Genomic DNA, 25359 nt, shown 5'->3' with positions numbered 1-25359 from the left:
CCACCCCGATCTGCAGGCGGCCGCCGCCCTCAGCCGCGAGCGAAGTAGAGCACCCAACCCGCGACGAGACTGACGACCCCCAACGCGAGCATCCCCACCGCCGACCACGTCAGTGTTCGCAGTCCGGCGGGCCGTCGCTGCAGGCGCATGCGCCCCTGCCAGCCATGGCGATACCAGATGGACGCCGCGTCCGCGTCGCCGATGACCGCGGCATCCGCCGCCGACAGCGGTGCACTGTTGGCGTCCCCGTCGGCGTCGAACCACCGCGCGACCGGCTGCTCACCGTCACGGTCGATGATCGCGTCGGCCGGCAACCAGGTGCCGTCGGCCGCCCACGCGATCACGACGGCGATCGCGAGGAGGAGGAAGGCGCCGAAACCGACCCAGGTGAAGATCTCGATCAGCGCGTCGATCGCGTGATCCATCGGTCTCCCCGAAGTCGGTGAAGAAGTGGAGCCGCCTAAGGGAATCGAACCCTTGACCTATTCATTACGAGTGAATCGCTCTGCCGTCTGAGCTAAGGCGGCGCAAGGAGCCGGAGCGCCATGCACGATCACCGATCTTACAGGGTCCGGAGCCCGGTCGCGAACCACGACGGCGACCGCCTCACCCGCGCGGTGTCGCCGTGTTACGGAGCGATTCCACGACCTCGGTCCACTGTGCCTACCGTGGATCAGGCACCGCGACGAGGCGAGCGCGGGTAGCCGAGAGATCCCGCGCGACGCGGTGCCCCGATCCACAAGGAGCACCACCATGTCCCGAAAGTCCCTGGCCGCGATCCTGGCCGTTCCCCTTGCCCTTCTTCTGAGCGCCTGCGCATCCGGCGCCGCCGCCCCCGCGGAGGGCACCGGCGGCGCGCAGGACCCCGTCCGCATCGGTGTCGTCGGCGCGGGCGACCCGTACTGGCAGACCTACAAGGATGCTGCGGCCGCCGAAGGGATCAACGTCGAGATCGTGAACTTCGACGCCTACGACCAGCCCAACCCCGCCCTGTCTGCGGGCGAGCTCGACCTCAACCAGTTCCAGCACATCATCTACCTCGCGACCTACAACGTGAAGGCGGGCGACGATCTGGTCCCGGTCGGTGCGACTGCGATCTACCCGCTGGGCCTGTACTCGACGAAGTACAAGAGCGTCGCGGACATCCCGAACGGTGGCACGATCGCCGTCCCCAACGACGAGTCCAACCAGGCACGCGCCCTGCTCGTGCTGCAGTCGGCCGGCTTGATCTCGCTCAAGGGCGGCGGATCGATCTTCTCGACCGTGGCCGACATCCAGCCCGGGTCCAAGGCGAACGTCGAGGCCGTGGCCGCCGACTTCACGGCATCCTCCCTCCCCGATTTCGCCGGAGCCGTCGTCAACAACGACTTCGTCGCGAAGTCCGGACTGACCAAGGACCAGCTTCTCGCGCAGGACGACCCGTCCGATCCCGCGGCCTTCCCGTACATCAACGTCTTCGCCGCCAAGGCGAAGGATGCCGACAACCCGACGTACCAGAAGCTCGTGAAGATCTACCAGGAGACGGCATCGGTGCAGCAAGGGGTGCTCGACGCATCCGGCGGCAGCGCCGTGCTGCTGAAGACGCCGGTCGCCGACCTCGTCAGCTCGCTCAAGAAGACCGAGGACGACATCCGCGCCCAGCAGTGACCACCGCGCATGCGGCCCCGCCTACGGGCAGGGCCGCATGCGCGCGTTCGTCGTCCGTCCATCGACACCGAGCGAGATCTCATGAGCCTCATCCGACTGGTCTCCGCGACCAAGACCTATCCGCCGCAGACGAAAGGCGCTCCACCCGTCGTCGCCCTCGACGACGTCTCACTTCAGATCGCGGCCGGCGAGGTGTGCGGCGTCATCGGCTACTCGGGGGCGGGCAAGTCCACCCTCCTGCGCCTGATCAATGCCCTCGAGATCCCCACGACAGGCGCGGTCGAGATCGACGGCACCGACATCACGCGGCTGCCCGAACGGCAGCTGCGCCGCCTCCGCTCCGATATCGGGATGATCTTCCAGCAGTTCAACCTCTTCGACTCGCGCACCGTCGCGGGCAACATCGCCTACCCGCTCGAGGTCGCCGGCAGGCCGCGGAGCGAGATCCGCCATCGCGTGGCCGAGCTGCTCGACTTCGTCGGCCTCGCCGCCCGGGCGAACGCCTACCCGGAACAGCTCTCGGGCGGGCAGAAGCAGCGCGTCGGCATCGCCCGCGCTCTCGCGACGAGCCCTCGCATCCTCCTCGCCGACGAGGCCACGAGCGCCCTCGACCCCGACACCACACAGGAGGTTCTCGCTCTCCTGCGACGCGTGAATCGTGAACTCGGCGTGACGATCGTGCTCATCACGCACGAGATGGAGGTGATCCGGGTCATCGCCGACCGCGTCGTCGTCATGGAGGACGGTCGTGTCATCGAGTCCGGCGGCGTGTTCGACGTACTCTCCGCCCCCCAGCACCCCGCCACCGCACGCTTCGTGGCGAGCGTCATCGACGAGGTCCCCCGCGGCGCCGACCTTGCTGCACTGCGCGCGCGGCACGACGGGCGCATCGTCACCATCGACGTCCGCGAGGGCGAGGGTTCCGCGCAGGCCCAGGTCTTCGCGACCCTTGCCGCGCACGGCGTGAGATTCGAAGTCGTCCACGGCGGTATCAACGACATCCACGGTCGCGTGTTCGGCCACCTCACCCTCGCGCTCACCGGCGAGGCGGATGCCGTGGAGCGCGCACTGGCGGCGGCATCCACCGTCGCTCGTCTGACCGAGGAGGACACTCGTGGATAGGCTCATCACTCTTCTGCCGCAGCTCTGGGACGCGACGGTCGAGACCCTCTACGTCGCCTCCGCCGGGCTGCTGCTCGGCGGCCTCGGCGGCCTGGTGCTCGGAATGGCGCTCTACGCCACGCGGGCCGGCAGCCTCTTTCCCCACCGCGTGGTGTTCGGGGTTCTCAACGTCATCGTGAACACTTTCCGTCCGATACCGTTCATCATTCTGCTCGCCGCTGTCCAACCGATCGCCCGCGGCATCGGACTTCCCGGCATCGGCGTGCCGTTCGCGATCTTCGCGATCACGATCGCGTCGCTGTTCGCGATCAGTCGCATCGTCGAACAGAACCTGCTGACGGTGCGCCCGGGCGTGGTGGAGGCGGCGCGCGCCGCGGGAGCAAGCCGCTCCAGGATCCTGTTCCGACTGATCCCGCGCGAGGCGCTCGGCCCGCTCCTGCTGGGTTACACCTTCGTCGTCGTCGCCCTCGTGGACATGACGGCGATGGCCGGCGCCATCGGCGCGGGCGGTCTCGGCGAGTTCGCCATCAACTACGGCTTCAAACAGTTCAACCCGTGGGTGACGTGGTCGGCGGTGCTCGTGATCATCGTCATCGTGCAGCTCGTGCAGTTCGTGGGCAACGCCCTCGCTCGACGCGTCCTGCGTCGTTAGCGATCAGCAGGTGAGGCCGTTGGTCGGCACGGTACCGTCGACGAGATAGGACTCCACGGCCTTGTCGACGCAGGCGTTGCCCTTGTTGTATCCGGTGTGGCCCTCGCCTTGGCGGGTGACCAGCACGCCCGATGACAGCTGCTGCGCGAGCGACACCGACCACGCGTACGGGGTGGCCGGGTCGTTCGTCGTGCCGACGACGACGATCGGAGCCGCCCCATCGGCGGTGATCTTCTCACGCACGCCGGTGGGCGGATACGGCCACACCTCGCAGACGTCGACGCCCTGCCAGTACGGGGCGATCGTCGGCGCCTTCTGCTTCACGATCGCGTCCGCGGCATCCTTGTCGGCCTGCGCGGTGTCGAGCGGGTAGTCCATGCAGTTGTAGGCACGGAACGCCTCGGTCGAGTTGTCCTGATAGGTGCCGTTCGAGCGCGCGTAGTAGAAGTCCGCGAGCTGGAACGCGGTGTCGGGCTTGCCGGCGAGGGCGTCCGAGAGCGCGGTGGACAGATACGTCCAGCTGTCCTGCGAGTAGAGGGCGGCGATGATCGCCGTCATGAGCGTGTCGGCCCCCAGCTTGCGGCCGTCCGAGGCGGTGAGCGGTACGCGATCGACGCTGGCCAACAGGGTGCCGAGCGCCGCCATGCCCTCATCGACCGTGCCGGAGAACGGACAGCTACGACTCTGCAGGCAGTCCGCCATGTACGCCCGCAGCGCCGACTCGAATCCGATCGCCTGCGTCGTGCTGACGTCGAGCCCGGAGACCGACGGGTCGATCGCGCCGTCGAGCACGAGCCGCCCGACGCGCTCGGGGAACAGCTTCGCGTAGGTGGCGCCCAAGAACGTGCCGTAGGAGTATCCGAGGTAGTTGAGCTTGCTGTCCCCGAGCACGGCGCGCAGCAGATCCATGTCGCGCGCCGCATTGTCGGTGGTGATGTACGGCAGGATGCCGCCGCTGTTGGCCTCGCAGGCCGCGACGAAGTCGCGGTTTCGCGCCGTCAGCTCGTCGGTCCACCCCTGGCTGCCGCGCGGATCGGCGGGAATGTCGAAGAGGTAGGCGTCCATCGCTGACGGGTCGAAACACCGCACCGCGGTCGAGCGGCCGACGCCGCGGGGGTCGAAGCCGATGACGTCGTAGGCGTTCGACAGCGCGGAGCCCACCGCGAACGACGAGGACTGGGCGATGAGGTCGTACCCGCTCGCGCCCGGACCTCCCGGGTTGGTCAGGAGTGAGCCGATCGACGCCCCGTCCGTCGCGGCGCGTCGGATGACGGCGAGATCGATCGTCCCGACGGCAGGGTCGGACCAGTCCAGCGGGGCCGTCACCGTGGTGCAGTCGAAACGGCCGGCATCGCTCCCGGTGCACGCCTTCCAGCCCAGCGTCTGCCCGTAGAACTGCTCGGACCCGGCCGGAACGCCCTCGACGTCGGGCTGGCGGCTCGGCGCCGGAGTGGCCGCGCTCTCGGGCGGGATCGCCGCATAGAGGCATCCGGTGAGCATCGTGGATGCCGCGACGACGGATGCGACCGCGATCAGCGCACGGCGGATGAGGGTTCGGCGGGGACGGCGGGGTGTCTCGGTCACAGGGTCCTCCCGCTCGCGACGGTCACGAGCATGCTCTCCAGGGCCAGGGTGGGGGCGGCGTTGCCCTCCAGGTTGGTGCGGGTGGCGGCGATCGCGTCGAGCACGACGAGCGTCCGCGGGGCGCTCCACGCGGCCGCGAGTGCTGCCAGCGCGTCGGCCAACTCGCGGTTGATGAGATCGTCGTCGCGGCCGAACTGCAGCATCAGAACGTCGCGGAACATCGACTCGAGATCGGTCAGGACGCGGTCGATGCCGTCACGCAGACTCCGGGTTGCCCGGCGCTTCTGATCGTCTTCTAGCGCGCTGAGCTGGCTGCGCACGGCAGGCGGCACCGCGGCTCCCGGGGTGATGCCCAGCGTCCGCAACAGCCCCTCCCGCTCGGCCTCGTCGCGCTCGGTGGTCAGCGCCTTCGCGTCGTCGGTGGCCAGCTGCACGATGCGCGCCGCTGTTTCGACCGCGGACCCGACTCCGCGCACGGACAGCACGGCGCGCAGCGTCTCGTCGCGTCGCGCACGCGCATCGGCATCCGTCGCCAGACGAACGGCCATGCCGATGTGGCGCTGAGACAGCCGCGCCGCCTGCTCGGCCGTCCGCTCGTCGACGCCGGTGCGGGTGACGATGAGCCGGGCGACGTCGGCGATGTCGGGCTCGCGCAGGCGCAGTGTGCGCACGCGCGAGCGGATCGTGGGCAGGAGGTCGGCCTCGCTGGGCGCGCAGAGGATCCACACCGTGCGCTCGGGAGGCTCTTCGAGTGCCTTCAGCAGCACGTTGCTGGTGCGTTCGATCATGCGATCGGCATCTTCCATCACCATGACGCGGTACCGACCCAGCGACGGCGAGAAGTAGGAGCGTTCCACGAGGGCCCGCGCATCCTTGATGGAGATGATGACGCCCTCGGTGCGCAGCGCCGTGAGGTCGGGGTGCGTTCCCGCGAGCACCTGCCGCATGGCCGCCTCGTCGCCCGGTTCGGCGATGAGCGCGGCGGCGAAGGCCGCCGCCAGCGTCGAGCGGCCCGATCCGGCCGGACCCGTGATCAGCCAGGCATGGGCGAGCTGACCGGGATCGGATGCCGCGGCCTGCAGCTGCTGCAACGCCTCGTCCTGTCCCCACACCTCGCCCCACGGCAACGCGGCGCGGGATCGATCTGCCGTGGCGATCGCCGAATCCGCACTCATGAGCCCAGCCTACGGGCAGGTGCCGACAGCCCACCGCCGATCGGGTCGTGCCGCGGAGGTGACACCTCAGGCCAGCAGAGGGCGGATGCGATCGCGGACAGCGGCGGCGAGCTCGTCCTCCGACCGTGCCGCGTCGAGCACGAGAAAGCGGCGTGGATCGGCCGCCGCGAGGGCGAGGAAGGCGTCGCGGACCCGCTCATGGAACGCGCTCTTCTCGGCCTCGAGACGGTCGAAGGGCTTGTCCGCCGCGTCGAGGCGCCGCCGCGCGACAGCCGGGTCGAGGTCGAGCAGCACCGTCAGATCCGGCAGCGCCCCCTCGGTGGCCCACATCGACAGATCCCGCACCTGCTCGGCATCCAGCACGCGTCCCGCGCCCTGGTAGGCCACGGAGGAATCGAGATAGCGGTCCTGAATCACCACGTCGCCGCGCGCCAGCGCCGGCCGCACGAGCGTGGCCACGTGCTGGGCGCGGTCCGCGGCGTACAACAGCGCCTCGGCCCGCGGCGCGACCTCGCCGCGATGGTGCAGCACGATCTCGCGGATGAGCACACCCACCTCAGTGCCGCCGGGTTCGCGCGTGCGCACGACGGTGCGCTGCTGCTCACGCAACCAGGTCTCCAGACGCGTGGCCTGCGTGGTCTTGCCGGTGCCGTCGCCGCCCTCGAAGGTGACCCAGATCCCGCGGGTCATTTCTTCTTGGCGGCCGGCTTGCGCGTGGTCGTCGCTCGCCGGGTGGTGCGCTTGGGCGCGGGACCTTTGGCGCGCTTGTCCGCCAGCATCTGCACGGCGACTTCGAACGTGATGTCATCGGCGGTCTGGCCGCGCGGAATGGTCACATTCGTGGTGCCGTCGGTCACGTACGCGCCGAACCGGCCGTCCTTGATGCGGATGGGCTTGGCGGACACCGGGTCGGCTTCGAACTCCTTGAGGAAGCTCGCGGCGCGGTTCGCGTACTTCGGCTGCGCGTAGATCTCCAGAGCCTGCTCGAGCGTGATGTCGAAGATCTGATCCTCGCTCGTGAGCGACCGCGAGTCCGTGCCCTTCTTCAGGTACGGGCCATAGGGGCCGTTCTGGGCCGTGATCGGAGTCTGCGTCTCCGGGTCGACGCCGACGGTGCGCGGCAGTGAGAAGAGCTTCAGAGCGGTCTCGAGGTCGATCGTCTCGGGCGACATGCTCTTGAACAGCGACGCGCGACGCGGTTTTGGCGCTTCGACCTTCTTCTTCGCGACGCGCTTCTTCGGAGCCCCCTCAGCCACCACCGGATCGGTCTCGGGCTCGGGCTCGGCGGGCAGCACCTCTTCGAGGTAGGGGCCGAAGCGTCCGTCCTTCACGACGATGTCGCGCCCGTTGTCCGGGTTCTGCCCGAGCACGCGGTCGCCGGCGATCGGGGCGTCGATGAGCTCGCGCGCCTTCTCGGGGGTGAGCTCGTCGGGGGCCAGATCGCCGGGGACGTTGACGATGCGCGTCGTTCCGTCGTCGTTGGGCACGTCGAGGTACGGCCCGTAGCGTCCGAAGCGGAGGGTCGCGACGTCGCCGATCTTGGTGGCGTTGATCTCGCGCGCGTCGATCTCGCCGAGGTTGTCGAGGATGTGGCGCAGACCGACGTGGTTCTCGGAGCCGAAGTAGAACTCGTTCAGCCACGCGACCCGCTGCTGCTCGCCGCGGGCGATCGCGTCGAGATCGTCTTCGAGCGCCGCGGTGAAGTCGTAGTCCACGAGGTCGGCGAAGTGCTCCTCGAGCAGTCGGACGACGCTGAACGCGAGCCAGCTCGGAACCAGTGCCTGGCCCCGCTTGGTGACGTACTCGCGATTGATGATGACGTCGATGATGCTCGCGAAGGTGGATGGGCGGCCGATCCCCTTCTCCTCGAGCGCCTTGACCAGCGAAGCCTCGGTGTAGCGGGGCTTCGGGCTCGTCGCGTGGCCCTTGGGCTCGACGTCGCTCAGAGAGAGCACGTCGCCGACGGCGAGCGCCGGGAGGGACTGATCGTCGGACTTGTCCGCGTCGCCGCGCTTCTCGTCCCGTCCCTCTTCGTAGGCCTCGAGGAAGCCTTTGAAGGTGTAGACGGTGCCCGATGCGGTGAAGGCGGCCGTCCGACCTGCGGCTTCGGTCTCGAGCGTCACCGTGGTCGTTTCGTACTTCGCATCCGACATCTGCGAGGCGACGGTGCGCTTCCAGATGAGCTCGTACAGACGAAGCTCGTCGCGGTCGAGCGAGGACGCGACGGATGCCGGGGTGCGGAACGACTCCCCCGACGGCCGGATCGCCTCGTGAGCCTCCTGCGCGTTCTTGCTGTTGTTGCGGTAGCTGCGCGGGTTCGCCGGCACGGCCTTGTCGCCGTACAGGGCGACGGCCTGCGTGCGCGCGGCGGTGACGGCCTGCGTCGACAGGGCCGTCGAGTCGGTGCGCATATAGGTGATGAAACCCTTCTCGTAGAGCCGCTGCGCGACGCCCATGGCGTGCTTGGCGCTCATCGAGAGCTTGCGTCCGGCCTCCTGCTGCAGGGTGGAGGTGGTGAACGGGGGCTTCGGGCTGCGGGTGCCGGGCTTGGCTTCGACGGCGGTGACAGTGGCGTCGCCTCGCGTCTCGATCGCGGTGGCAAGTTCACGCGCCTGCGACTCCGTCAGCACGACGACGGCCTTCTTGAGCTGACCGGCGTCGTCGAAGTCGGTGCCGCGGGCCAGCGGCGCGCCGTCGAGGCGGGCGAGGCGCGTGGCGAAGGACTCCTGTCCGGAGGCGGCGAGTGCCTCCACATCCCAGTAGGAGGCCGAGACGAACGCCATCCGCTCACGCTCGCGATCGACGACCAGGCGGGTGGCCGCCGACTGCACGCGCCCGGCGGAGGTGCCCTGACCGACCTTGCGCCGGGTGACGTCGGACACGTCCCACCCGTACAGGCGGTCGAGGATGCGGCGTGTCTCCTGAGCGTCGACCAGCGCGAGATCAAGCTCGCGGGTGTTGTCGACGGCGGCGCGGATGGCGTCCTTGGTGATCTCGTGGAACACCATGCGCTTGACGGGGACCTTGGGCTTGAGTGCCTCCAGGAGGTGCCACGCGATGGCTTCGCCTTCGCGGTCTTCATCGGTTGCGAGCAGGAGCTCGTCGGCGTTCTTCAGGGCGCGCTTGAGTTCGGCGACGGTCTTCTTGCCGCGCTCGCTCTCCACGTACAGCGGAGTGAAGCCGTTCTCGATGTCGATCGAGTACTTCCCGACCGAGGTCTTCTTCAGTTCGGCGGGAATGTCCTTCTTGTCCGCAAGGTCACGAATGTGACCGACCGAGCTGAGCACCTCGTATCCGTCGCCCAGGTATCCCTGGATCGACTTCATCTTCGTCGGCGACTCGACGATGACGAGCTTCTTGCCCCCAGCACTCTTGACAGCTGCCACGTGGCGTCCTTTCTCCGATGCACACCATACACACCGCCCGATGGAGAAGACGCTGGGAGCGGGCCAGTCATTCCTGCCCCGGCGGGGGTCCGGCACGCGCCCGAGCCTCGGCGCCGAGCAAGCCGGCGCCGACGCGGACGCGCACGGTGGCGGTCGTTTCGGCGAGCGTGCACGCGATGAGCTCCGCCCCCACCGAGGCGGCGACCTCGGCGGCACGATCGCACGCCACGCCGGTGGCGGCTCCGGTCGCGGCATCCGCGGCGGCGAGAGCCGCAGCATCCGCCGCCCCCGCCGCACGTACGGCGTGGACCGACGCGGCGCCGACCGCCCCGACTCCCATCGCTGCGGCAGCGGCGACGGCGAGGGCCCCGATGGCGGCGGCAGACCCGGCCATCAGGTGGCCTTCCCGGCACACGGGTCATCCGCGTCCGCTGACGTCATGGTCATCGTCCTCCCTCGAGTGCGCAGGAACGCGCACTCAGCTCAGGAAGCGGAAGCGGCACGCCGGGGACGGCGGACGCCGTCACGCACACGAGGTCGCCCTCCGCGGCAATCGCCTCGACGCGCGCATCCGCGATGGCCGCGACGAGCTCTGCGACGCGACCGGTCTCCCCGCGAGCGGCGAGTCGCGCGGCCTGCGCGACCGCGTGTTCCAGACGCACCAGGCGACCGACCGCGCTCAGCGAGCCCGCGGTCAGGGCGATCAGGAGCACGACCGCGGGCACGATGACGGCGAACTCGGCAGTCGCGGATCCGCCATCATCGCACCGGCGGATCATGCGACGGTCAGCGCGCGGCGGACGAGGTCGGTGAGGATGCCGCGGACCTCATCGCTGCGCATGATCATGACGAGCAGGCCGGCGAAGGCCACGGCGGCCATGGTGGCCACGGCGTACTCCGCGGTGGCGGCTCCGGACTCGTCGGCGTACAGCTCACGCGCGCGTCGCAGCGTGAGCGGCGGCAGGGCGACGGGCCCGCCGATCGTGAGGGTGGTGGGCGAAGGATGGAACATGCGGACTCCTGCTTTCTCTCGATATGGACGGGGGCACGTCAGGCCGCGGCGAGTCCCGCGGAAGTGAGGAGGAGGGGCGTCGATCCGCCGAGGACCGAGATCAGCAGAGGGGCGACGCCGAGCAGAAGGAACGCGGGCAGAGTGCACACGCCCATCGGCAACAGCAGCCGCGAACTGAGTCGAGCGGCGCGCAGCCGCCCTTGCGTGCGCGCGCTGCGACGCTGCTCCGCCGCGTCCGCGCGCAGCAGCTCGACGGCGCGCGCACCGGCGCGTTGCGAGAGTCGAAGCACCGCACGGACCTCCGTCTCAATCTCCCCGGCGCCTGCAGCGGAGGTCACGGTGAGTGCACGCTCGAGCGACACGCCCCCGCTGAGAGCGATCGCCACGATCTCGCTCTGCAGTCCCGCCAGACGCGGGTCGGGCTCGGCCCGCGCGACGAGGCGCGCCGTCCAGAGGCGCGCCGCGAGCATGAGCGCGGCACCGGCGACCGCGCAGCCGATGCCGACCGGATGCACGAGGACCGCGGCCACGTCGAAACCCAGAGCGAGCCCGAGAACGATCGCGACAGCGGGCAACCACGCGACGAGGCGCGCCGTCGCCCGCGGATCGGCCAGGGCCACGGCAACGTCGTCGCGCACCTCTGCGGCCGATCGCAGGGCGCCAGCGAACTGACGAAGGCTCGGCGCAAGCGGAGCCCCCACCGTCTGGGCGACACGCCAGGCCACCGCGACGTCGGTCCACGCCCCTCCCAGCCGATCCATGTTCTCCGTCGGATCGAGCAGCGGGTGGTGCTGCGGAGGGGGAACGCCCTCCGCGTCCCCTCCGCCGTCGGGTGAGACGTCTCCGAGCATGCGCTGCGCCGTGACATCACCGTCCTGCGCCAACAGCGTCCACGCCCGCGCCGGCGCGACACCGGCCTCCAGCAGAACGGCGAGCCGCTGCAGCGTCTCGGCGGCATCAGCGGGCCCGACCGTCAGGACGCTCATGGCACCGCCGCCATCTCCAACCGACCATGCACGTCGAGCGCGGGCCGAGCGAAGCCGGCGACGCGACGGATGCCATCCGCACCGCGCTCGACGTGCACGACCACACCGATCGCGCTGACGACGTGGCGGGCGAGCGCCCGGTCGTCCATCCCGGCGAGCGCACCGAGCGCTTCGAGTCGAGCCGGAAGATCGACGATGCGGCCGACGTGCACCGTGCCCGCTCCGCCCTCGTGGCCCGTGTTCAGCGCGGTCAGCAGCTCGCGGATCTCCTCGCCCCGGCACTCCCCCACGACCAGGCGATCGGGCCGCATCCGCAGGGCTTCGCGTACGAGGCGCGACAGCGGCACGGCGCCGGCCCCTTCGAGGTTGGGTTGGCGCGCCTCGAGCCGCACGTGGTGCGGATGGTCCACCCGCAGCTCGGCGACGTCCTCGATCGTGACGATCCGCTCGTGGGCGGGCACGCGGCCCAGCAGCGCAGACAGCAGCGTCGTCTTTCCCGCCCCCGTCGCACCCGACACGAGGATGTTGCGGCGCTCCGTCACGAGCTGCTCGAGCCGCCGGCGGGTCTCAGAATCGCAGAGGCCGCGCCGGGCGAGCTCGTCGAGGTCCGGAACCTCGACCTGGGGCAGACGGATCGAGATGGTCGCGCCCGTGCACGAGACGGGTGGGAGCACGGCGTGCACGCGCGCGCCGTGCTCCCACCTCACATCGACCACGGGGGACGCATCATCGAGGTGTCGCCCGCCGACGCCGACGAGCGCCACGGCGAGCTCGCGCAGCTCCTCGGCATCCGCCCGCCATCCGACCACCTGCACCGCCCCGGCCCCACGGTCGACGAACAGACCGTCCTTGCCGTTGATGAACACGTCCGTCACGTCGGGATCGCTCAGGAGGTGACGAAGCGGGTCGAGGGCCGGATGATCGGGAAGGCGCCGGCGGCGCGCGCGGCGCAGCGGAACCGGCCCTGCCGGCACCGCGGGAACGGCCGCGGGGGCGCGGACACCCGCGACGACCTCGGCGCCACGTCCGTCGACGGGGAACCGGCGCACCGCCTCCGGAACGCGACGCGCGCCGCGACGACGGGCGATGAAAGGCTCGGACATACCCCGACGCTAAGAGCGCCCGCTCCGAGGGAACGGCGGGCGGCGGCATCCGTGGAGGAACGCACCGACCGCCGGCCCTGGGGAGGAACCCGTGGGGCGAAAAGAGAGAGGGCGGCATCCCATAGGGGGAGATGGGATGCCGCCACGCGACATCCCGGAATCGGGGGTGGTCGGGAGTCGCGCTGCCTGAATCGAAGTTCGGCCGGATTGAGCTTACGCAGACGCTTCGCACCACTCCACTCGAAAAGGCGTGTCGGAGCTGATATATCGGTGGAACCACCGCTCCTGCACGTCGAGGTCGCCCCCTCCTTCCGGAGGTAGTGCCGTGTCGTAAGTCGTCGCTAGATTTCGTGAATCGTCCGGGACCCGATCCCGTCACCGCCGCAAAGGAGCGCGCAGATGAGCAGCCAGATCGACCACCTGCTGAATGAGACCCGACGGTTCGCCCCCTCCCCTGAGTTCGCCGCGGATGCCGTCGCCACCGCCGATCTCTACGCGCAGGCGGATGCCGATCGCGACGGCTTCTGGGCCGAGCAGGCTCGCAGCCTGCACTGGCACACCCCGTTCACCCAGGTGCTCGACTGGACCAACCCGCCCTTCGCGCGGTGGTTCGCGGACGGCGAGCTCAATGTGGCCTACAACTGCCTCGATCGCCACGTCGCGGCCGGCAACGGAGACCGGGTCGCGCTGCTGTGGGAGGGCGAGCCCGGCGACGAGCGACGCATCACCTACGCGGAGCTGACCGAGGAGGTCAAGCGGACCGCGAACGTGCTCGAAGAGCTCGGCATCGGCGTGGGAGACCGCGTGGCCATCTACCTGCCGATGATTCCCGAGGCGATTGCCGCCATGCTCGCCGTCGCCCGGATCGGCGCCATCCACTCCGTGATCTTCGGGGGCTTCTCGGCCGACAGCCTGCGCTCGCGTATCGACGACGCGGGAGCGAAGCTCGTCATCACCGCGGACGGCGGCTACCGCAAGGGACGCGTATCGCCTCTCAAGCCGGCCGTCGATCAGGCGCTGGGAGACCGCGGTGCCGGACCGCAGGAGAGCGTAGAGCATGTGCTGGTCGTGCGCCGCACCGAGAACGACATCTCGTGGACCGAGGGCCGCGACATCTGGTGGCACGAGGCGGTGGCCGCGGCATCCAGCGAGCACGAGGCTCGGCCCTTCCCGGCGGAGAACCCCCTGTTCATCCTCTACACCTCGGGAACGACAGGAAAGCCCAAGGGCATTCTGCACACCTCGGGCGGCTATCTGACGCAGGCGGCATTCACGAACCGTGTGGTGCATGACCTTCACCCGGCATCCGACGTGTTCTGGTGCACGGCAGACATCGGCTGGATCACCGGACACTCCTACGTCACCTACGGCCCGCTGGCCAACGGCGCCACCCAGGTGCTCTACGAAGGCACGCCCGACACCCCCCATCCGGGCCGGTGGTGGGAACTGGTGGAGAAGTACGGCGTCACGATCCTGTACACCGCCCCCACGGCGATCCGCTCGTTCATGAAGCTGGGTCGCGAGATCCCGCAGAAGTTCGATCTGTCCTCGCTCCGTCTGCTCGGTTCGGTGGGCGAGCCCATCAACCCCGAGGCGTGGATGTGGTACCGATCGATCATCGGCGGCGAGACTGCCCCCATCGTCGACACGTGGTGGCAGACCGAGACGGGCGCGATCATGGTGTCCGCACTGCCCGGTGTCACCGAGACCAAGCCGGGATCGGCTCAGGTGCCGCTTCCCGGCATCGGCATCGACGTGGTCGACGATGAAGGCACGCACGTCGGCAACGGCAACGGAGGGCTGCTCGTCATCACCCAGCCCTGGCCGTCGATGCTGCGCGGCATCTGGGGCGATCCGGAGCGCTTCGTCGAGACCTACTGGGAGAAGTTCCACGACAAGGGCTTCTACTTCGCCGGTGACGGCGCGCGCCTGGACGAGGACGGCGACGTCTGGTTCCTCGGCCGGGTCGACGACGTGATGAACGTGTCGGGGCACCGTCTGTCGACAACGGAGATCGAGTCGGCGCTCGTCGGCAACGAGGCCGTCGCCGAGGCCGCGGTGGTCGGTGCCGCCGACGAGACGACTGGCCAAGCGGTGGTCGCGTTCTGCGTGCTGAAGGAGTCGTTCCTCAAGGCTCACGACGTCGACGGCATCGTCGACATCCTCCGCCGATGGGTCGGCGAGCAGATCGGCCCGATCGCCCGCCCGCGCGACGTCTACATCGTGACCGAGCTGCCCAAGACCCGCTCGGGCAAGATCATGCGACGGCTCCTGCGCGACGTCGCCGAGGGTCGGGAGGTCGGCGACACGACGACGCTGGCCGACACCATGGTCATGTCCACGATCCAGTCGAAGATCACGAAGAAGTAGCGCTGGCGGCCGACGGGGTCAGTCGCCACCGCCTTCCTGCGCGGTCCGGCGACGGCGGATCTCCGCCTCGAGCCGGGCCGCGTGCTCCTCGCGCTCCAGGTCCGCGAGCTGCTGCTCGGTGCTGCGCGTGTCCCGCGGGCGGGATGGCGCGGCATCCGGCTCGGGCTCGCGCGACCACCGTCGCGGGTCGCCGAAGCTCATGGCCTCCGGCGCCGGCGCCCACTCACGTCCGAGGGCGAACCAGAGGATCGAGCCGACGAGCGGCAGCAGGACGATGAAGACGATCCAGGCGAACTTGGGCAGGTGGCGCACCTGGTCGTCACGGCGCGTGATCGCGTCGATCAGCGCCAGCACCATGATCACGAAGACGAGGAGAGCGAGGATCGGCATGACATCCACTCTGTCGTCGCCCGCGCGTCATCGCAACGCCTCCGCGCCCTTCCGCCGCCGCGACACCACGCTGGTGACGACCGATCCCCCGGCCGCGAACAGCAGCGCCACGGCGCCGATCAGCGCCCATCCCCACACCGGCATCGCCGACCCCGCGGCGTCCACGGAGGTGCCGGAGGCCGAGACCTCGCCGTCGCCGGGGAGCGCCTGCGCGGCGCAGTCGGTGACCGTGATGGAGAAGGCGATCGGGTCGAACGCGGTGCCCGCGGGGTAGTTCGGAAACGCCGTGGAGCCCTGGGCCGTGATCGCCGTGGGAGCACCCGTGACGGTGAGCGTGCTGCCATCGCGCGTGAGCTCAGCCTGTGCGAGATCGATGTCGACGAACGGCACAGCGCTGACGGTGACGACGTTGTCGGTGCTCCCGGCGAGCGCGTCCTCCATCGTCACCCCCGACACGTCGAGCAGCAGCTGCGCGTGCGCGTCGTCGACGAGACGGATGCGGGGGCTTCCGACGGTGGTCCGCAGCAGTCCGTCGTGGCCGGTGAAGGTCACCGTTCCGGCGAAGTCGACCTGTCCGGTCATGGCCGTGAGCTCGGCGGTGCCCGTTCCGCCGCGCCACTGGAACACCGGGGTCGTGTAGGCGGCGCCGTCGGAAACCTCCCACGTGCCGTGCGCGATCGAACCGGAGATGTAGGAGCGGAACGACTCCTTGAACCCCCAGTCGATCGACGCATCCTGCACGGTGCAGCCGCTCACGGGCAGGGGCGCGAACACCGTGATCGGCGCGCCGAGCGCGAGGTCCTTGCCCTGGAACGTGAGCGTGTGCTCCCCCGGCGACAGCGTCGCCGGCAGCAGTCCGCGCCACGTCGCGACACCGTCGGCATCGGCCGTGAGCGCCTGCTCGAGGATGACCGGCGTCGAGTACACGACGACTTTGATGTCGGTCTCGCCCGGCGCGAACCCAGCGCCCGACGCCGAGATCTCGCCACCGGCGGGCACGCCCGCGGCATACTTCGCGTCGATCGTCAGCCCGGTCCGGGACGGCGGGTCGGCCGGTGGCGCCCACGCGGCGACGGCGCTGGCCGCCGCGACCGTGCGCGCCTGTCCGCCGGTGCCGGCGGCGGCATCCGCGCCGACGACGAACGTGACGGCATCCATCGCCGTGCCGGGTGCGTAGAACTGCGACGAGCCGTAGGAGAACACGCCCGCGCCGGACGCGGTGAGGGTCGCCGGCACCGACGAGTAGGCGATCGCGCCCTCCGCGTCGCTGCGCGTGCCGGCCGACAGGTCGAGCGCGGCCAGTTCGGTGCGCCGACCCCCGACGCTCACGATGAGGGCCGCGCTCGAGGCGGAGTCGATCCGCACCTGCGGATCGGAGAACGTCAGATCCAGCACCCCGGCGTGGCCGGTGAAGCGGACGGATCCGCCGTAGCTGGCGGTGCCGCGCCCGTCGGTCAGGGCGCTGGCGGTCTGGCCGAAGCGGAAGAGGCCGTCCTCCGCGCTCGCGCCGCCGGACACCGCAATGGCCCCCTTCGCGATCGGCCCGGTGATGTAGCTGCGGAACGAGCTCTTCACGCCCCACAGCAGCGCGCCCTCGCGCGCCGCGACGACCGTGGTCGGCGCGCTCGGCGCGACGACCGGCGGGGTCACCACCGGCGTCTCGGGCGTCACGGGCGTGCTGGGGATGCCGGCGCCCGAGAACCCGACCGCGAACGGTGCCGGGCGCTTCGCGGCATCCATCGATCCGCCGGTGGAGTAGAAGTACGCCGCCAGATGCGTCGTCGTGTGGAAGTCGACGAACGACTGCGGCCACGCTCCCCATCCAGATCCCGTCCGCACCTGGGCGGTCCCGCCGCGAGGATCGATCTCGACGCCCGCGAAGTCGGGGGTGACGACGATGCCGCGCTGCGGGTCGACCACGACACCGCGGAACGTCGCGACGGTCACGCCCTGGCGCGCGGCGACCGCCTCCTTGGGCTTGTCGGGGTTCGCCATGTCCCCCGCGTAGCCGGACAGGTCGGCGGTCAGGGTGCCGGTACCGTCTGCCGCGACGGCCAGCCGCGGTGCGGTCAGCGTGAACGGAACGAGACCGTCGTAGAAGTTGACGCTCGCCGTCCCCGGCCAGGCGATGGTGGTGGCCCCGCCCGCCTCGATCACCGCCGTGCCGCCGGTGAACCGCATGACCTGAGCGGCCTGCCCGCCCGCGCCGACGTGCGCCCCGCGGGTGTCCCAGGTCGCTGCGGTGCTCGCGCCGTCGGACGCCCGCTGCAGGATCTCGATGCCGTCGGCGGACGCGCGGTAGGTCGTCGCGGTGCCGTCGGAGACGCCGGCAGAGAAGTAGTTCGCGGTGCTGCCGTTCGGCGGACGGTGCTGCCACTCCGGAGCGCCCGTCCACTCGAGGGCGACCCCGGAGTAGGTGGTCGTCTCGGGAACGGTGGGGCGCTCGCGCACGGTGACGCTCGCCTCCGCGCTGTAGACGGTGTCGACGCTGTTCGTCAGTCGGGCGCGGTAGACCGCGCCGTCGTCGCTCGCCGCGGCGGCGGCGATCCGCAGGCGCGTGCCGTCCACCCCTTCGACGACATCCGTCCACCCGTCGCCCGTCCTGCGCTGCCATGTCACCGTCGGCGCGGGGTTCCCGGTCGCCAGAACGGAGAACTCGTAAGGCTGGCCCGCGTAGACGCTCGTCGCGGTCGGCTGGGCCTCGATGATCGGCGCCGTCGTCACCCGGATCGTCGCCACCGCGCTGGCCACGCGGCCACCGGCCGTCGTGAACACGGCACGCACCTGGGTGCCGTCGGTGTTCACGGTGGCGTTCAGAGCGAGCAGCGGCGCGGTCTCGCCGGGGATGTCGCTGAAGCGCGTGGCCCCCGCGGGCCGCAGCTGCCACTGCACCTGTCCGGAGCCGGTGGCCTGGAAGGCGATCGGAGCCGCCGCGGTGCCCGCGGGCAGCGTGAGCGTCCGGTCCGCGGGGTCGGCGGTGACGACCGGGGCGGTGCCGACGAGATCGAGGCGCTGGATCGCGCGCCGCGAGGTCGCGGCATCGGTCACCCGCACGATGACGGCGCCGTCCGGCAGCACGGCGAACACGTCGCGGCTGAGCGCGTCGCGGGCGTAGCCGGCGATCGGGATGCTCGAGATCAGACGGTGCTCGCGCAGCACGTCGATGGCGGTGGAGGTCTGGCTGAGCACGTAGTCGAGCCCGTGGGCGGGGTCGGAGCCCGCCTGATCGGCGTACCCCTGGATGCCGAGGGCCACGTCGTTCGCCAGCATGCGCGGCGTCCCGTCGACGACGTCGAGATAGCCGACCACGCCCGTCCAGTTGGCGCCGTACAGGAGCACGCCCCCGTCCGCGGCGCGGGTCGCGAGTTCGTACGCGAAGTACTGGTTCCACTCCGCGGCATACGGCTGGACCGTCGGGACGCTGCCGTCCACGAGCGACACCGCGGCCGACCCCGACGCCGCGACGAGATGGCGCGCGGGCAGCGGCCTGCCGTCGGCGAGGCCGCCGACGGCGAGGTAGCTGCCGTCGCGGAGCGCGATGAGCGCGCCGCCCGCCTTCGCCGTGTTCGCGCCGAACAGCGCGGCCGCACGCTGCGCGGTCGTCAGCGACGCGGGCAGCACGATGGGAACGGACGAGAGCGCCCCGTCGCCGCCGGCGGAACGGGTGAGGGTGAACCGCTCGGCCGCGGTGCCTCGGGTCTGGGTGACGATGGCGACCTCACCGGCCACCGGGTTCCACGCCATCGCGTTGAGGGTGTACGCGCTGCCGGTGATGGTTCCGACGACGGCGGCGTCGTAGTGGTCCCCGCTCAGGGTGAGCGCGGTGAGGGTCGCGTCGCCGCCGCGCACGCCGCCGACGTTCGTCCGCACCTGGGTCAGGACGAACACGCGGTCGGATGCCGGGTCGTTGACGACCGCGTATGTCGCCGATGCCGCCAGTGCGATCTGCGTCACGGCGACGGGCGCGAGCGTCGCGGGGTCGAGGGCCCGCACACTGATGCTGGTCGCGGTCGTTCCGGCGCGCTCCACCAGGTGTACGGCGTGCGCACCGACGAGGACGTCGCGGCTGGCCGGGTCGGCGGCGCCCACCCACGTCGCACCCGCGGTGAACGCGGGCGCACCGGGCGTGCTCCAGTGCTCGCCGAGGTCGGGAGCGCCGCCGGGACCGGTGTAGGTCAGCGACACCGGGTCCATCGTGGTGCCGACGGGGTACAGGGGGAATCCGTCGCCCGCGACCGTGGGCAGGGCCGGCCAGGTCGTGGCGCCGCCCTCCGTGGTCGGCGTCGCGCCGAGGGCATCGACCGTCGCGATCACGACATCGCCGTAGTGGGTGATCGCGCCGCCGGGGGTGTCGCGGGAGATGCCGTCGTAGTCGCCGCGGATCTCCTGGCGCTCGGCGGTGAGGACGAGACGCAGGTTCGAGAACGTCGAGTCCAGCAGGCAGCCGGTGAACGCGGATGCGTCGTCGCAGTAGGCCGCGAACCGCACCGTGCCCGCGAGGCGGAGCGTGAGCGCGTTGCCGGCGTCGTCGAACGCGCCCTCGGCGACGGGGAAGTCGAAAGCACCGTCGTCGGCGCGGGTGACGCCGCCGGTCATGATGACACCCGAACCGATGTAGTTGCGCCAGGACTCCTTGACGCCCCAGTGGACGGTTCCGGAGGTGATGTCGGTCGTCGCGGCGACGGCGGGCGAGGGCGCGAGCACGGAGAGAAGCCCGGCGATGAGGGCGAGGACGGCGGCGAAGACGGGGATGCGGCGGAGCGCGGACATGCGGGAATACCTCGGTCGGGTGTGAAAGCTGTCGGATGCCGCGACGACGTGACGACGCGCGGATCGGCGGGTGGGGTCGAGCGATCGACCCCACCCGCGAAGGTCGGGCGTCGGCTACTGTTCGACGCGGAACGAGACGCTCTCGTCGACGATCTGCTTGTTGCTGCCGTGGGTGGCGACCTTGATGGCGCAGGCGTCCGTCGCCGTGCAGTCCACGCTCGCCGGCTGCCCGGGCGCCTTGGCGTGCGTGTTCGCGCCGTTGCTCTGCAGCACGACGGTCGCGGTCAGCGAGCCCGCGGCATCCGTCGCCACCGACTGGAAGCCGGCGCAGGCGGGGATGCCGAAGAGGTAGGAAGCGTTCGCGCAGAGACCGACGTAGTAGTCGGTGTTGGCGGCGAGGCCGGTCACGGTGGTCGTCGTGGTGTCGCCGTCGATGAAGTAGCGTGCGCCGGCGGCATCCACGGACGGCGCCGGGCTGAGGCCCGTCGCCGCATACGCGGGGACGCCGACGAGGCCGACGAGGGCCAGCGCGAGGCCGGCGAACGAGGCGGCCATCGCGCGCTTTCGCAGGGTGCTGGACATGAGGGTGTACTCCAATCGTTAGGGTTGGAGTGCCTCTCGGCACTCGGTGCAACGCCCGCACGCGTGCGGGCGCTCGTGAGCCGATGAGGTGCCGGGGCGGCTGCCGCTACCAACAGTCGCCGCCCCGGCTCTCATCAAGCTCTTAGGTAAGGCTAACCTAAATCATGGAGTGAAGGAAGGCCGAGATCGCCTCGATCTCCTCCGATCGGCCGATCGCGCGGTGATCAGGCGAAGGAGAAGACGACCTCGACCTCGACGGGGCTGTCCAGCGGCAGCACCGGCACGCCGACCGCGGAGCGGGCGTGGCGCCCGGCGTCGCCGAAGATCTCGCCGAGCACGTCGCTGGCACCGTTGATGACGCCGGGCTGACCCGTGAACTCGGGAACGGACGCGACGAACCCCGTCACCTTCACGACGCCTGTCAGGCGCTCGATGTCACCCACGACCGCCGCCGCCGCGGCGAGAGCGTTCAGCGCGCTCTGGCGCGCGAGGTTCTTCGCATCGGATGCCGCGACCAGCCCGTCCCCCTCGCCGACCTTGCCGGTGGCCGGCAGCGCTCCCGACACCATCGGCAACTGCCCGGAGGTGTAGACGAGATCGCCGTGAACGACGGCGGGGACGTAGGAGGCGACGGGAGGAACCACGGAGGGCAGCTCGATGCCGAGCTCAGTCAGCCGGGCAGCGATGCTCATGCTTCCTCTCCGAACTGCTGGGCGGCAACGGCGGCCGCTCCGAGACCGGCGTTGGCCGCTCCGCCACCGGCGGGACGCTTGAAGTAGGCCACGAGCCCGCCTTCGGGGCCGGGGACGACCTGGACGAGCTCCCACCCCTGCTTTCCCCAGTTGTTGAGGATGGCGGCGGTGTTGTGGATCAACAGCGGGGTCGTGAGGTACTCCCACGTGGTCATGCGAACTCCCGGAAATCGGCGCGGCGTGCGGGGGCGCGCCCCGGTGCACCGAGGGATCCCCCAGGGTTCTCCCTTACGATCAACCCTATGCCCCAACTCAAACGGACGGCCACCGGTGTGCTCGGTGGCATCGCGGGACTCGTCGGTCTGAGCGCCATCGCCGGCATCCTCGTCACGGCTACCGTGACTCCGGCGATCGCGGTCTCCGGCTACGCCGCTTCCAGCGCCCTCGACTCGTTCGAGAACATGCCGGGCTTCCTCCAGATCGATCCGCTCATGCTGCCGACCGAGATGTACCGCAAGGACGCCAACGGCAACGACGCGCTGATGGCGGAGTTCTACGACCAGAACCGCATTCCGGTGACCTTCGACCAGGTCAACCCGGTGATGTACGACGCGATCACCTCCAGCGAGGACAAGAACTTCTACACGCACGGCGGTGTCGACCTCGTCGGGACGCTGAGCGCTCTGGTGGGCAACGCCTCCAACGGCTCGAACCGGGGCGGCTCCTCCATCACGCAGCAGTACGTCAAGAACGTGCTGCAGCAGAACTGTGAGAGCAAGGCGCAGAACTCCGACGAAGTCGCCGCGTGCTACGCCACGACGACGGCCAACCAGGGAGCCGAGGGATACCAGCGCAAGCTGCAGGAGATGCGGTACGCGATCCAGCTCGAGAAGCAGTACTCCAAGGATGAGATCCTGCTGGGCTACCTCAACATCACCAACTTCGGTGGCCTGGTCTACGGAATCGGCGCCGCAGCACAGCACTATTTCGGCGTCTCGGCAGCCGATCTGACGATCGCGCAGGCGGCGACCATCGCCGGCATGGTGCAGGCGCCCAACGTCTACCGCATCGACATGCCAGAGGGGTCCACGACCGACAAGGCCGGCAACCCGGTCAACAGTCAGGCCGATGGCTACTCGCTGACCCTCGATCGACGCAACTACGTTCTCGGCCGGATGCTTGCCAATGGCAAGATCTCGCAGCAGGAGTACGACGACGCGATGGCCTCGCCCATCACGCCGAACATCACGAACCGCAGCCAGGGCTGCCAGAACGCGACGGGTGCCGAGTTCTTCTGCGAGTACGTGCGCACGATCCTTCTCAAGGACCCTGCCTTCGGCGCCGACGACGACACGCGCGCGGCGAACCTGCGCCGCGGCGGCATGAAGATCTACACGACGCTCGACCCGACGCTGCAGGACGAGGGCATGAAGGCCATCTCGATCGTGCCGGCGTACGTGGACTACATGAACCTCGGCGCCTCCGCCGTGCAGGTGGAGGTCGGCACCGGACGCATCCTCTCCATGGTGCAGAACCGCCCGTTCTCGACGGACGATGCCCCCGTCAACGCCCCCACCACGCAGGTGAACTACAACGTGCGTCAGGAAAACGGCGGCGGCGGCGGTCACTCCGCGGGCTCGACCTACAAGATCTTCAGTCTGTTGAACTGGCTCGAGCAGGGCCACTCGGTCAACGAGACCCTGAACGGGCGCATCGGCCCGAAGAAGGTCGACCAGTGCGACGGGACGATCCAGAACGTGGTCGCCGGCAACAACGGCAACGGCCAGATCGGAAACTTCGAGAACAACTCGGGCTACGTGGGCACGGTCTACAACTTCACGAGAGACTCGCTCAACTCCGGGTTCCTCACGATGGCGGAGAAGATCTCGGTGTGCAGCACGAACCGGCTCGCGATGAAGATGGGCGTCATGACGGGCAGCGGCGGACCGCTGGACACGACCAACTACGCCTACAACGTGCTCGGCGACCAGGCGGTGGCACCCATCGACATGGCCCAGGTCTATGCCTCTGTCGCCGCGAAGGGAACGCTGTGCCCCTCGAAGGCGATCGACAAGGCGATCGACGCGCAGGGCAAAGACATCACCCCGCAGATCACCTGCCAGCCGGCGATGAGCGAAGCGGTCGCGGCTACTGCGGCGTACACCCTGCAGGGCGTCATGACCGGAACCGGCTCCGGCGCCCGGATCGGCGACGGTGTCCCGGTCTTCGGCAAGACCGGTATCCACGAGTACCTGCACACCTGGATGGACGGCTCATCGACCAAGGTCGCGACGGTCGTCTGGGTCGGAAACGTCGAAGGCACCGATCTGCTGAGCGACCACTCCGAGAACGGCTACGTCCTGTCGCGGATCCGCAACTCGATCTGGCCCGCGATGCAGGGAGCCGCAAACGCGAAGTACGGCGGCGACCGCTTCCCCGACCCGGATGCCGCGCTGACCAAGCGTCAGCTCACCGATCTGCCGTCGGTGATCGGCATGACCGTCAGCCAGGCGCAGCAGACGCTGAGCACGGCCGGATTCTCGGTGACGGTGGGCGACCCGGTCGACGGAACCGAGGCCGCGGGCACGATCATCCAGCAGGATCCCGGTGCGGGCAGGGTCGCCGGCGGAACGACCGTCACGATCCGCCCCAGCAACGGTCAGGGCATCGCCGTTCCGGCCGTGAGCGGCAAGCCCGCCGACGCGGTCGCCAACCTCAAGGCGCAGGGCTTCAGCAATGTGGGCCAGCAGTGCACCGCCTCGCCCACCGCTGATGACAACGGCACCGTGACGGGAACAGACCCTGCCGCGGGAACCGTGGTCAACCGCGGCACGCAGATCACCGTGCAGTACCAGGCCAAGAACTGCGGCGGACGTCCGTGACGTCGGCACGCACCGCCCTCGCCGCCGTATCGGCGGCGGGGGCGGTGGCCGCTGGCGCCGCCGTCTGGGGCACGTGCATCGAACGTTTCCTCTTCACGGTCCGTCGCCACGAGCTCGACATCCTGCCTGCCGGGTCGGCCTCACTGACGGTGCTCCACCTCTCCGATGCCCATATGGCTCCGTGGCAGCATCGAAAGCAGCAGTGGATCGCTCTGCTCGCCGATGCGGTCCGACCGGATCTGGTCGTGAACACGGGAGACAACCTCGGCCATGCCGACGGGCTCCGCGGCATCCGTTCCGCGTTCGCGCCTCTGCGCGGCGTGCCGGGCGTCTTCGTCCACGGTTCGAACGACGTGAGCGGACCGTCGGCCCGGAATCCTCTCAACTACTTCCGCGGCCCTTCGGGCGGCCCGCACAACGTCGAGAAACTCGACACGGCGGCGATGGACGCCTACTTCACCGATGAGCTCGGCTGGACGAACCTGAACAACACCGCGGCCGTCGTCGAGGCCGGTGGTCTGCGGCTGGAGACCTTCGGGGTCAGTGACGCGCATCGCGAGTGGGACGATCTGCCCGCGCTGCCCGCCGCGATCGAAGCCGCGCGACGCGGTCGCCCCTTCCACGCCGCGCGCGATGCGGATCTCGTGATCGGCGTGACGCACGCGCCGTATCAGCGCGTCCTGGACCGGTTCGTCGAGCTGGGTGCCCAGGCCATCTTCGCCGGGCACACGCACGGCGGTCAGGTGCGCATCCCCTTCTCCCCCTCCGCGCTGGTCGCCAACTGCGACATCCCCCTCGACCAGGCGCGCGGTCTCAGCACATGGACCGCCGCCGGACGCCGCGCGCCGCTGAACGTCTCGGCCGGGCTCGGACACTCGATCTATGCCCCGGTGCGGTTCGGATGCCGCCCGGAGGCGTCGGTGCTCACGCTGCGCGCACGGCGTGACGACAACGGCCTGCTCGATTCGTCACGAGGGGCATCGACGGGGTAGACTCGGAGGGTTGC

Annotated in this window: 21 protein-coding genes and 1 tRNA gene; 6 read left to right on the top strand and 16 right to left on the bottom strand. The window is 70.0% G+C overall.

What is annotated here, in order from left to right:
* Positions 1-29 precede the first annotated feature (29 nt).
* Positions 30-425, bottom strand: coding sequence for a hypothetical protein (locus tag HMPREF1529_RS08290; protein ID WP_016464469.1), 396 nt, complete (start codon positions 423-425; stop codon positions 30-32).
* A 26-nt stretch (positions 426-451) separates the two neighbouring features.
* Positions 452-527 (bottom strand) — tRNA-Thr (locus HMPREF1529_RS08285).
* Between the two features lie 226 nt (positions 528-753).
* Between HMPREF1529_RS08285 and HMPREF1529_RS08280 the strand changes: the two genes are divergently transcribed.
* From HMPREF1529_RS08280 to HMPREF1529_RS08270, 3 genes are all read left to right on the top strand, one after another.
* Positions 754-1647: a MetQ/NlpA family ABC transporter substrate-binding protein gene (locus HMPREF1529_RS08280; RefSeq protein ID WP_016464468.1), complete on the top strand. Its 894-nt coding sequence runs from the start codon at positions 754-756 to the stop codon at positions 1645-1647.
* Positions 1648-1728: 81 nt separating this feature from the next.
* A complete protein-coding gene (locus HMPREF1529_RS08275; RefSeq protein WP_016464467.1) occupies positions 1729-2769 on the top strand; it encodes a methionine ABC transporter ATP-binding protein in 1041 nt (346 codons plus the stop codon).
* The gene (locus HMPREF1529_RS08270) at positions 2762-3421 is read left to right on the top strand and encodes a methionine ABC transporter permease (protein WP_016464466.1); all 660 of its coding nucleotides are present in this window, start codon (positions 2762-2764) and stop codon (positions 3419-3421) included. Before HMPREF1529_RS08275 ends, HMPREF1529_RS08270 begins: the two co-directional genes overlap by 8 nt.
* 3 nt (positions 3422-3424) lie before the next feature.
* Here HMPREF1529_RS08270 and HMPREF1529_RS08265 read toward each other — a convergent pair whose 3' ends face one another.
* From HMPREF1529_RS08265 to HMPREF1529_RS08225, 9 genes are all read right to left on the bottom strand, one after another.
* On the bottom strand, positions 3425-5005 hold the full coding sequence (locus HMPREF1529_RS08265) for an alpha/beta hydrolase (RefSeq protein WP_016464465.1): 1581 nt from the start codon (positions 5003-5005) through the stop codon (positions 3425-3427).
* Complete coding sequence (locus HMPREF1529_RS08260; protein ID WP_016464464.1) at positions 5002-6180, bottom strand: DNA polymerase III subunit delta'; 1179 nt, start codon at positions 6178-6180, stop codon at positions 5002-5004. The genes HMPREF1529_RS08265 and HMPREF1529_RS08260 overlap by 4 nt, the downstream gene beginning before the upstream one ends.
* Before the next feature lie 66 nt (positions 6181-6246).
* Positions 6247-6870, bottom strand: coding sequence for a dTMP kinase (gene tmk / locus HMPREF1529_RS08255; RefSeq protein ID WP_016464463.1), 624 nt, complete (start codon positions 6868-6870; stop codon positions 6247-6249).
* Positions 6867-9506 carry a type I DNA topoisomerase gene (gene topA, locus HMPREF1529_RS08250; RefSeq protein WP_051120849.1) on the bottom strand — a complete coding sequence of 880 codons (2640 nt, stop codon included), beginning with the start codon at positions 9504-9506 and terminating at the stop codon, positions 6867-6869. The genes tmk and topA overlap by 4 nt, the downstream gene beginning before the upstream one ends.
* Before the next feature lie 127 nt (positions 9507-9633).
* Positions 9634-9960, bottom strand: coding sequence for a hypothetical protein (locus HMPREF1529_RS08245; protein ID WP_016464461.1), 327 nt, complete (start codon positions 9958-9960; stop codon positions 9634-9636).
* Positions 9961-10009: 49 nt separating this feature from the next.
* Entirely contained in the window at positions 10010-10345 is a 336-nt protein-coding gene (locus tag HMPREF1529_RS08240; protein WP_005051212.1) for a pilus assembly protein, read from the bottom strand.
* Positions 10342-10578, bottom strand: coding sequence for a DUF4244 domain-containing protein (locus HMPREF1529_RS08235; RefSeq protein ID WP_016464460.1), 237 nt, complete (start codon positions 10576-10578; stop codon positions 10342-10344). The genes HMPREF1529_RS08240 and HMPREF1529_RS08235 overlap by 4 nt, the downstream gene beginning before the upstream one ends.
* 38 nt (positions 10579-10616) lie before the next feature.
* Positions 10617-11564, bottom strand: coding sequence for a hypothetical protein (locus HMPREF1529_RS08230; protein ID WP_016464459.1), 948 nt, complete (start codon positions 11562-11564; stop codon positions 10617-10619).
* Positions 11561-12667, bottom strand: a complete 1107-nt coding sequence (locus HMPREF1529_RS08225) for a TadA family conjugal transfer-associated ATPase (protein WP_016464458.1) — start codon at positions 12665-12667, stop codon at positions 11561-11563. The genes HMPREF1529_RS08230 and HMPREF1529_RS08225 overlap by 4 nt, the downstream gene beginning before the upstream one ends.
* 399 nt (positions 12668-13066) lie before the next feature.
* On the opposite strand from HMPREF1529_RS08225, the gene acs reads away from it, so the two are divergent.
* On the top strand, positions 13067-15037 hold the full coding sequence (acs, locus tag HMPREF1529_RS08220) for an acetate--CoA ligase (RefSeq protein ID WP_016464457.1): 1971 nt from the start codon (positions 13067-13069) through the stop codon (positions 15035-15037).
* Between the two features lie 18 nt (positions 15038-15055).
* Here acs and HMPREF1529_RS08215 read toward each other — a convergent pair whose 3' ends face one another.
* From HMPREF1529_RS08215 to HMPREF1529_RS08195, 5 genes are all read right to left on the bottom strand, one after another.
* Positions 15056-15427, bottom strand: coding sequence for a PLD nuclease N-terminal domain-containing protein (locus tag HMPREF1529_RS08215; protein WP_016464456.1), 372 nt, complete (start codon positions 15425-15427; stop codon positions 15056-15058).
* 27 nt (positions 15428-15454) lie between these two features.
* Complete coding sequence (locus HMPREF1529_RS08210; protein WP_016464455.1) at positions 15455-20197, bottom strand: HtaA domain-containing protein; 4743 nt, start codon at positions 20195-20197, stop codon at positions 15455-15457.
* A gap of 114 nt (positions 20198-20311) precedes the next feature.
* Positions 20312-20779 (bottom strand): neocarzinostatin apoprotein domain-containing protein, encoded by a 468-nt coding sequence (locus HMPREF1529_RS08205; RefSeq protein WP_016464454.1) that lies wholly within the window; start codon positions 20777-20779, stop codon positions 20312-20314.
* Positions 20780-21003: 224 nt separating this feature from the next.
* The gene (locus HMPREF1529_RS08200; protein WP_005051228.1) at positions 21004-21471 is read right to left on the bottom strand and encodes a RidA family protein; all 468 of its coding nucleotides are present in this window, start codon (positions 21469-21471) and stop codon (positions 21004-21006) included.
* Positions 21468-21686, bottom strand: coding sequence for a DUF4177 domain-containing protein (locus tag HMPREF1529_RS08195; protein WP_005051231.1), 219 nt, complete (start codon positions 21684-21686; stop codon positions 21468-21470). Before HMPREF1529_RS08195 ends, HMPREF1529_RS08200 begins: the two co-directional genes overlap by 4 nt.
* 87 nt (positions 21687-21773) lie before the next feature.
* Here HMPREF1529_RS08195 and HMPREF1529_RS08190 point away from each other — a divergent pair, with 87 nt between their 5' ends.
* Entirely contained in the window at positions 21774-24353 is a 2580-nt protein-coding gene (locus HMPREF1529_RS08190) for a transglycosylase domain-containing protein (protein WP_005051233.1), read from the top strand.
* The gene (locus HMPREF1529_RS08185; protein ID WP_016464453.1) at positions 24350-25345 is read left to right on the top strand and encodes a metallophosphoesterase; all 996 of its coding nucleotides are present in this window, start codon (positions 24350-24352) and stop codon (positions 25343-25345) included. Before HMPREF1529_RS08190 ends, HMPREF1529_RS08185 begins: the two co-directional genes overlap by 4 nt.
* The last annotated feature ends 14 nt before the right edge of the window (positions 25346-25359 follow it).

This window comes from Microbacterium sp. oral taxon 186 str. F0373 (genome assembly GCF_000411455.1).
Taxonomy (GTDB): domain Bacteria; phylum Actinomycetota; class Actinomycetes; order Actinomycetales; family Microbacteriaceae; genus Microbacterium.
The sequence above is the reverse complement of the archived record's forward strand: the minus strand, read 5'-3'. Positions and strand labels throughout refer to the sequence as shown.